7 protein-coding genes and 1 pseudogene are annotated in these 8,901 nt (G+C 69.5%); 6 read left to right on the top strand and 2 right to left on the bottom strand.

Going from position 1 to position 8,901, the window contains the following annotated elements; all coding sequences use genetic code 11:
* A partial coding sequence (locus G6024_RS14305; protein WP_194307478.1) for a DoxX family protein occupies positions 1 to 786 on the top strand: 786 nt, incomplete at its 5' end.
* 39 nt (positions 787 to 825) lie between these two features.
* Here G6024_RS14305 and ilvD read toward each other — a convergent pair.
* Positions 826 to 2,664 (bottom strand): dihydroxy-acid dehydratase, encoded by a 1,839-nt coding sequence (gene ilvD / locus G6024_RS14300; RefSeq protein WP_159149001.1) that lies wholly within the window; start codon positions 2,662 to 2,664, stop codon positions 826 to 828.
* A gap of 189 nt (positions 2,665 to 2,853) precedes the next feature.
* Between ilvD and G6024_RS14295 the strand changes: the two genes are divergently transcribed.
* Positions 2,854 to 4,329, top strand: coding sequence for a YhgE/Pip domain-containing protein (locus tag G6024_RS14295; RefSeq protein WP_227022020.1), 1,476 nt, complete (start codon positions 2,854 to 2,856; stop codon positions 4,327 to 4,329).
* Here the strand turns inward: G6024_RS14295 and G6024_RS14290 are convergent.
* Complete coding sequence (locus G6024_RS14290) at positions 4,222 to 4,656, bottom strand: PH domain-containing protein (RefSeq protein WP_083249449.1); 435 nt, start codon at positions 4,654 to 4,656, stop codon at positions 4,222 to 4,224. The genes G6024_RS14295 and G6024_RS14290 overlap by 108 nt on opposite strands.
* A gap of 287 nt (positions 4,657 to 4,943) precedes the next feature.
* On the opposite strand from G6024_RS14290, the gene G6024_RS14285 reads away from it, so the two are divergent.
* The 4 genes and pseudogenes from G6024_RS14285 to G6024_RS14270 all read left to right on the top strand — a co-directional run.
* Positions 4,944 to 6,839 carry an acetolactate synthase large subunit gene (locus G6024_RS14285; protein WP_096905282.1) on the top strand — a complete coding sequence of 632 codons (1,896 nt, stop codon included), beginning with the start codon at positions 4,944 to 4,946 and terminating at the stop codon, positions 6,837 to 6,839.
* Complete coding sequence (gene ilvN, locus G6024_RS14280) at positions 6,836 to 7,342, top strand: acetolactate synthase small subunit (protein ID WP_067718247.1); 507 nt, start codon at positions 6,836 to 6,838, stop codon at positions 7,340 to 7,342. Before G6024_RS14285 ends, ilvN begins: the two co-directional genes overlap by 4 nt.
* A 54-nt stretch (positions 7,343 to 7,396) precedes the next feature.
* A complete protein-coding gene (ilvC, locus tag G6024_RS14275) occupies positions 7,397 to 8,410 on the top strand; it encodes a ketol-acid reductoisomerase (RefSeq protein ID WP_159149000.1) in 1,014 nt (337 codons plus the stop codon).
* 77 nt (positions 8,411 to 8,487) lie between these two features.
* Positions 8,488 to 8,901 (top strand): annotated as a pseudogene (locus G6024_RS14270) (hypothetical protein); the annotation flags it as partial.

Below are 8,901 nucleotides of genomic sequence, written 5' to 3'. Positions count from 1 at the left end.
CGTACCGAGATCATCCACGACGTCGATTACCCGCTCGACGTCCCCAACGCCCAGGGCGCGGGCGCCGGTTCGCGGGGCGGCTCGGGGGACGGCGCGACCACCGCGTTCCCCGCGGCCGGGCGCACCGACTACTCGCAGTTCGCCGAGTCCGGGGGGTACGACGTGTCCTCGCCCCTGCCCTTCGGTGACCAGCCCACCACCATCGCGCCCGCGTCGCGGGACACGATCGGCCGCCGGGGAACGGCCGATTTCGGGCTGTTCGTCCTGAGACTGGCCGTGGGCGTCCTCCTCGCGATGCGGGGACTGCAGAAGCTCTTCGGACTGTTCGGCGGGCCCGGGATCGACGGGTTCACGCAGACCCTCACCGACTCCGGATTCGACCAGGCCCGCATCCTGGCGATCGCCGGCGGCGCCGTCGAACTGGTGGCGGGCGTCATGCTCGTGGTGGGACTCGCGACCCCGGTGGCGGCGGCGGGTCTGCTGGGGCTCATCGGACTGGGGATAGCGATCCGACTGACCGGGACCGACCCCATCCCCGTGCTGAGTGACACCACCCGCGGACTCGAGGTGTCGATCCTCTACGCCGCGGCGCTGGTGACCCTCCTCTTCTCCGGACCGGGGCGATGGTCCGCCGACCGCAAGTGGGCATGGTCCCACCGTCCCCGCTTCAGCGGCGTCGTGTGGGTGATCGTCGTGGCGGTCATCGCCGGTCTGGTGTGGTACTTCCTCAACGGCACCAACCCGCTGACCTCCTCAGCCGACAGCGCCCCGGTCACCGCGGGCTGAGAGCTCGGGAGCCGGGGCGCGCGGCCCTGACCAGGCGCGTCAGTCGGGCAGGATGCGCACGGCACCCTTGTCCGCCGAGGACGCCATCGAGGCGTACGCGCGGAGAGCGGTGGACACTTTCCGATCACGCTTGACCGGCCGCCACGGGAGAGGGCCCCTCTCGGCGCGGCGGCGGGACAGCTCGTCGTCGTCGACATCCACCGAGATGGACCGCGTGGCGACATCGATGGTCACGATGTCACCGTCACGCACCAGGCCGATCGGGCCGCCCGAGGCGGCCTCCGGGGCGATGTGACCGATGGACAGCCCGGACGACCCGCCCGAGAAGCGGCCGTCGGTGATGAGCGCGCATTTCGTCCCGAGGCCGGCGCCCTTGATGAACGCCGTGGGGTGCAGCATCTCCTGCATCCCCGGACCGCCGGCCGGGCCCTCGAAGAGCACCACCAGCACCTCGCCGGCCTGCAGCGTATTGTCCAGGATGACCGAGACGGCCTCCTCCTGGGACTCGACCACCCTGGCCGGACCGGAGAAGTGGAAATTGTCCTCGGACACGCCGGCGGTCTTGAAGACGGACCCGTCCGGCGCGATGTTCCCGCGCAGGACCGCGAGCCCGCCCTCCGCGGTCGCCGGGTGCTCGACCGAGTGGATGCAGCCGTTCTCGGCGTCCGTGTCGAGCGACTCCCAGCGGTTGTCGGTCGAGAACGGCTCGATCGTCCGCACCCCGCCCGGGGCCGCGTGGAACAACTCGATCGCCTTCTCGGTCGCGGTGCCGCTGCGGATATCCCAGTCCGCGACGTACTGCTCGAGCGACGGGGAGTGGACCGAGTGGACGTCCGTCCTTAGCAGGCCCCCGCGGTACAGCTCGCCCAGGATCGCGGGGATGCCGCCGGCCCGGTGGACGTGCTCCATGTAGTAGTCCGAGTTGGGCGCGACCTTGGCCAGGCAGGGGATCCGGCGGGAGATCTGCTCGATGTCGCCCAGGTCGAAGTCGACCTCGCCCTCCTGCGCGGCGGCGAGGATGTGGAGCACGGTGTTGGTGGAGCCGCCCATCGCGACGTCCAGCGCCATGGCGTTGGTGAACGCCGACCTGGTGGCGACCGAACGGGGGAGCACCGAGGAGTCCTCGTCCCGGTAGTAGCGGGTGCACAGGTCGACGATGACCCGGCCGGCCTCGGCGAACAGTTCACGCCGCGCACTGTGGGTGGCCAGGGTCGAGCCGTTGCCGGGCAGCGACAGCCCCAGGGCCTCGGTGAGGCAGTTCATGGAGTTGGCGGTGAACATCCCGGAGCAGGACCCGCACGTCGGGCAGGCCGAGCGCTCGATGGCGTCGAGGCCCTCGTCGTCCACGGCCGAGTTGGCGGACGCGGAGATCGCCGTGATGAGGTCCGAGCCCGCCTTGACCACGCCGTCGACGACGACGGAGAACCCCGACTCCATCGGCCCGCCGGAGACGAACACGGTGGGGATGTTCAACCGCATCGCGGCGTTGAGCATGCCCGGGGTGATCTTGTCGCAGTTCGAGATGCACACCAGGGCGTCCGCCGTGTGGGCGTTGACCATGTACTCCACCGAGTCCGCGATGATCTCCCGGCTGGGCAGCGAGTAGAGCATGCCCGCGTGGCCCATCGCGATCCCGTCGTCCACCGCGATGGTGTGGAACTCCCGGGCCACGCCGCCCGACGTCGCGATCTGCTCGGCGACGATCTCACCGACGTTCTTCAGGTGGACGTGGCCCGGCACGAACTGGGTGTACGAGTTCGCGATCGCGATGATCGGCTTACCGAAGTCCGAGTCCGTCATGCCGGTCGCGCGCCAGAGGGCACGCGCCCCCGCGGCGTTGCGTCCGGCGGTACTGGTTCGTGACCTCAGGGGCGGCATGGGACCTCGCTCCGACTCGATGGGGAGGGCGCATTCCGGGAGTCGTGCCGTACGGGGCCGCGGTGTGCGCGCGCCCCGCGGCGACACCCGATCGCGCCGTGACCACCACACAATACGCCCCGATGTGGGTCTACTCTTCTCACGGTCGGCCATCCGGCCGGCCTCGACGTGACGCGAATGGGGATGGACATGACCGACTCCGGTCACACGGGTGGGCTACGTGAGTTCCTCTCGCACTCGGCGGGGGCGGTGGCCCTGGTCTGTGGACTGTTCTTCCTCCTGTCGTTCATGTACCTGGGGGGCACCGCGGATCCGCAGTCCCACGCGAGGTACATCCCCGTGGCGGTGGTGGACGAGGACGTCGCCGCGACCCTGGAGACCCCGATCGGTCCGCGTGGTCTCGACATGGGGTCGCGTATCACCGCGGGGCTGCTCCAGAACAACGACTGGGGGAGGGTCCGGCTGCACGTGGTGGATCCGGAGGCCGCCGAGGAGGGCCTCCGGGACGGCACGTACTTCGGTGCGGTCCGTATCCCACCCGAACTGAGCGGGCGGGTGGCCGGGCTCGTCGAGGCCGCGGCGACGGAGGCGGGCGACGCGGCGGGGCCACCCGAACGCGCCCGCATCTCACTCGAGTACTCGCCACGCGTGTCCATCGTCTCCGGTCAGGTCATGAACACCATGGCGGACGCGATGCAGGAATCGTTCCACGACCGGATGGGGACCGAACTGCTGTCGCAGTCCCGGCTGCTGGCCGAGGCCGAGGGCAGGACCGTCGGCGCCGCGGCCGCGGTCGCGCTCTCCGATCCGGTGGCGATCGACGTCGTCGCGTGGAACCCGCTGCCGGACGGGGTGTCGAACGCGTCGCTCCCGATGTTCTACGCGCTGGTCGTGATCCTGGCGGGATTCACCGGGGCGATGATCATCTCCGCCCTCCTCGACGCCCGTCTCGGCTTCATCCCGCTGGAGATCGGGCCGGTGGCGCTCCATGTCCACGTGGCGCCGTTCGGGCGGCTCCAGACACTGGCCCGCAAGTGGGTGGTCACGCTGATCACGGCGCCGCTCGTCTCGGGGCTCGTCCTGTGGGTGGCGGACATCATCGGTGTCACCGGGTACGACCCGTGGGACATGTTCTGGTTCTCGAACCTGGTCATCGTCGCGGTCGGGGTGTGTGCGCACACGATCATCGCTGCTGTCGGCAACGCCGGTCTGCTCGTGAACCTCGTGGTGTTCGTGGTGCTGGGCATCCCCACCTCGGGCGGCGCCACCCCGACCGAGATGCTCCCGCGGGTGTTCGTCGCCATCGGGACACTGCAGCCGATGCACCAGGCCTACCTCGGGCTGCGGTCGATCATGTTCTTCGACTCCGGGTGGGAGGCGGGTCTCGGACACGCGGTCCGGGTCCTCGGCGGCTGGGCGGTCGCAGGACTCGTCGTGGGTGTGGCGGTCACCGTCGTCTACGAGCGGATGGGTATGCGACGCCAGGCCGTGGCCGACCGGGTCCCCGCCGGCCGCGGGGTGACCGGCGGAGCGGGAGGGTCAGGCGGAGCGCAAGGGTCAGGCGGACTCGGGTCCGCTCGCGGCGTACGGGTCGCGGATACGGCCACGGCTGGCGCCGGACAGCCGCGGGAGGTCGTGGAACGAGACCCCGCCCATCGGGAGTGACGTGTCAGAGGTGGTCACGAGCCGGGCGAACCCACGCTTGGGGAACATCACACCCCTGACCTCGTCCCACGGCACGGACCGTCGGGAGCGCCAGGACGACAGGTGGACACCGTCCTCGTCCAGTCGGGTCCAGGTCCGGGCCACCCACCAACCGAAGGCGACGGGGAGCAGCACCAGCCAGCCCAGGGCGACGGGGTAGGACGTGACGGGCCAGAGAATCGCCAGCACGAAAATGGCGATGACGACGTACGACATCGGGTTGACCCGGAAGAGGGCGTGATCGCGGGGGCTCGACTCCGGGACGGGAGCTCTGAAAGGGGCACTCATGATGCCTCCAGTCTGGCATGGCCCACATAGTGGGATCGATGTTCCACGAGTTGACGCTGCCGTCGGCCGCGGCCTAGTCTGGGCCTCGTGAACACCTGGAACGGTCTCGTACTCGGCCGGCGCGTCGGCGCCTGAGCCCTACCTGGCTTTCCGTCGACGCGCACCCTCGCCGGCCTTTCGTGGCCGACGGGGGTTTTTTGTTGCCGGGTCAGACCGCGGTCAGAGAAATCCACGATCACGCCCGACCACGAACCACGGCTCCACGACCAGCATGAAGGACAGTTGAAGTGAGCGCACCAACGGCACAGCCCGGACCCCGTCCGGGTGCAGAGCAGAAGGCCCGGTCCGCGGCCCCAGAGCGGATGACGGGGGCCCAGGCCGTCGTCCGGTCCCTCGAGGAGATCGGCACCGAGGTCGTCTTCGGCATCCCCGGCGGGGCCATCCTGCCGGTCTACGACCCGCTCTACGACTCGGCCAAGGTCCGGCACGTCCTGGTCCGGCACGAGCAGGGCGCCGGTCACGCAGCGACCGGCTACGCCCAGGCGACCGGAAGGGTCGGCGTCTGCATGGCGACCTCGGGCCCCGGCGCCACCAACCTGGTGACCCCGCTCGCGGACGCGCAGATGGACTCGGTCCCGATCGTGGCGATCACGGGTCAGGTCGGGACCGCACTCATCGGCACGGACGGTTTCCAGGAAGCCGACATCTCGGGCATCACCATGCCGATCACCAAGCACAACTTCCTCGTGTCCCACGGCGAGGACATCCCGCGGATGATCGCCGAGGCGTTCCACATCGCGCAGACCGGTCGCCCCGGCGCTGTGCTCGTGGACATCCCCAAGGACGTCCTGCAGGCCGAGATGACGTTCTCGTGGCCGCCGGAGATGAAGCTGCCCGGCTACCGGCCCGTCACCAAGCCGCACGGCAAGCAGATCCGTGAGGCCGCCCGGATGATCGGCAAGGCCAGGCGCCCGGTGCTGTATGTCGGCGGCGGCGTCATCAAGGCCGACGCCTCCGCGGAGCTCATGGCGCTCGCCGAGCTGACCGGCATCCCGGTCGTGACCACGCTCATGGCGCGCGGGGCGTTCCCGGATTCCCACCGGCTGCACTACGGCATGCCGGGGATGCACGGAACCGTCGCCGCCGTCGCGGCGCTGCAGCGGTCCGACCTGCTGGTCACCCTGGGCGCCCGGTTCGACGACCGGGTCACCGGTCGTCTCGACACCTTCGCCCCGGACGCCAAGGTCATCCACGCCGACATCGACCCGGCCGAGATCGGCAAGAACCGAGCCGTCGACGTGCCGATCGTCGGCGACATCAAGGAGGTCCTCGTCGAGCTCGTCGAGACGCTGCGCGGCGCGCGCGAATCCGGCACGCTGGGCGAGCCCGCCGTGTGGGTCGGTGAGCTGGACGAGATCCGCAGTGAGTTCCCGCTTGGCTACGGCCCGCAGTCGGACGGCTCCCTGTCTCCCGAGTACGTCATCGAGCGGCTGAGCGCCGCCGCCGGCCCGGACGCCGTGTACTGCGCGGGCGTCGGCCAGCACCAGATGTGGGCGGCCCAGTTTGTCCAGTACGAGAAGCCGCGCACGTGGCTGAACTCGGGCGGCCTGGGGACCATGGGGTACGCGGTCCCCGCGGCGATGGGTGCCAAGTTCGGCCGTCAGGACGCCGAGGTCTGGGCCATCGACGGCGACGGCTGCTTCCAGATGACGAACCAGGAGCTGGCCACCTGCGCCATCGAGGGCGCACCCATCAAGGTGGCGCTGATCAACAACGGCAACCTCGGCATGGTCCGTCAGTGGCAGACACTGTTCTACGAGGAGCGGTACTCGCAGACCGACCTGTCGACCCACTCCATGCACATCCCGGACTTCGTCAAGCTCGGCGAGGCCCTGGGCTGCGTGGCGCTGCGGTGTGAGCGCGCCGAGGACGTCGACGACGTGATCGCACAGGCCCGCGCGATCAACGACCGCCCGGTCCTCATCGACTTCATCGTGGGCAAGGACGCCCAGGTGTGGCCGATGGTCGCGGCGGGCACGTCCAACGACGAGATCATGGCGGCCCGGGACATCCGGCCGCTGTTCGACGACACCGACTCCGTGGCGGACGACGCCGCGGACATCCACGAGGCGACCGAGCGGATCGACGCCGCGGTGATCGCCGCCGAGGAGGAGGACCAGTGAGCGCTCGCTCCCACACCCTGAGCGTGCTGGTGGAGGACAAGCCTGGCGTGCTCGCGCGCGTCTCGTCGCTGTTCTCCCGGCGCGGGTTCAACATCGAGTCGCTGGCCGTGGGCCCGACCGAGACCGAAGGCCTGTCGCGCATGACCATCGTCGTGAACGTCGAGGACTTCCCGCTCGAGCAGGTGACCAAACAGCTCAACAAGCTCGTCAACGTCATCAAGATCGTCGAGCAGGATCCGGCCGGCTCGGTGGCCCGCGAGCTCACTCTCGTCAAGGTCCGCGCCGACGCCACCAACCGCGGTCAGATCGTGGAGATCGCGAGTCTGTTCCGCGCACACATCGTGGACGTCTCACCCGAGTCGCTCACTCTCGAGGCCACGGGTACCCCCGACAAGCTCGACGCGCTGCTGCGGATGCTCGACGGCTACGGGATCCGCGAGATCGTGCAGTCCGGCATGGTCGCGCTCGGACGCGGCCCCAAGTCCATCAACACCACTCGATAGTCTCGACCTGTAACCGGGTTTCGACTTACCAAAAACAAACGAAGGGAATCCACCATGGCAGTGGAGATGTTCTACGACGACTCGGCGGATCTGTCGCTGATCCAGGGCCGCAAGGTCGCCGTCATCGGGTACGGCTCGCAGGGGCACGCGCACTCGCTCAGCCTGCGCGACTCCGGAGTCGAGGTCGCGATCGGCCTGCGTGAGGGCTCCAAGTCCCGCGCGAAGGCCGAAGAGGCCGGCCTCAAGGTCATGACCGCCGCCGAGGCCACCAAGTGGGCCGACGTCATCATGCTGCTCGCCCCCGACACCTCGCAGGCGCAGATCTTCACCGAGGACATCGAGCCCAACCTGAACGACGGCGACGCGCTGTTCTTCGGTCACGGCCTCAACATCCACTTCGGCCTCATCGAGCCGGCGGAGAACATCACCATCGCGATGGTCGCCCCCAAGGGCCCCGGTCACCTCGTGCGTCGTCAGTTCGTCGACGGCAAGGGCGTCCCGGCGCTCATCGCCGTGGAGCAGGACCCGAAGGGCGAGGGCGAGGCGCTCGCGCTGTCCTACGCGAAGGCGATCGGTGGCACCCGCGCGGGCGTCATCAAGACCACCTTCAAGGACGAGACCGAGACCGACCTGTTCGGTGAGCAGGCCGTGCTGTGCGGCGGCACCGAGGAGCTCGTCAAGACGGGCTTCGAGGTCATGGTCGAGGCCGGCTACGAGCCGGAGCTCGCCTACTTCGAGGTGCTCCACGAGCTCAAGCTCATCGTCGATCTCATGTACGAGGGCGGCATCGCGCGCATGAACTACTCGGTGTCCGACACCGCGGAGTTCGGCGGCTACCTCTCCGGCCCGCGGGTCATCGACGCCGGCACCAAGGAGCGCATGAAGGAGATCCTGTCCGACATCCAGGACGGCACCTTCACCAAGCGCCTCGTGGCCAACGTCGAGGGCGGCAATAAGGAGCTTGAGCAGCTCCGCAAGGAGAACGCCGAGCACCCGATCGAGGTCACCGGCCAGAAGCTGCGCGACCTCATGAGCTGGGTCGACCGGCCGATCACGGAGACTGCCTGAGGGTCCGCGGGTCCGACCCGGTGAAGCCCCTGTAGGGTCCACCGGGATCGATTCCCGACTTCAGCAGGAGGACCGCCGTGCGCCACTTCAACCGAGGAGTGGGTGCGGCGGTCCTCGCTGTTTCCCTGGTGGGGACGACCGTGGCGTGTACGTCCGACCCCGGTGACGGCGGACCGAGAACCGAAGCCGCCCCGGTGGAGGGCACGCGGGTCGCCGCCGACGCCGACGGGTCCGGCGTGGAGACCACGAGACTGCTCATCGAGTCCGCCCCGGTGGTCGTGGTGGCAGCCCCGGACGCCGCCGCGCAGGCGCGCGCCGCCTCCGTCGCGGTCGGGTTGCACGCACCGATGCTCACCGCCGTCGAGGGCGGGGACGCGGCATTGGCCGACGAGGTGTCGCGACTCGGCGCCGAGCGGGTGTTGCGGGTCGGGCAGGTGGCCTTCACACCCGACGACGGCGAGGTGGTCGACGCCCCGGGAGGTCGGCCGGAG

Source organism: Dietzia maris (assembly GCF_014144855.1).
Classification (GTDB): Bacteria; Actinomycetota; Actinomycetes; order Mycobacteriales; family Mycobacteriaceae; genus Dietzia; species Dietzia kunjamensis.
This window is presented reverse-complemented; position numbering and strand designations above follow the sequence as displayed.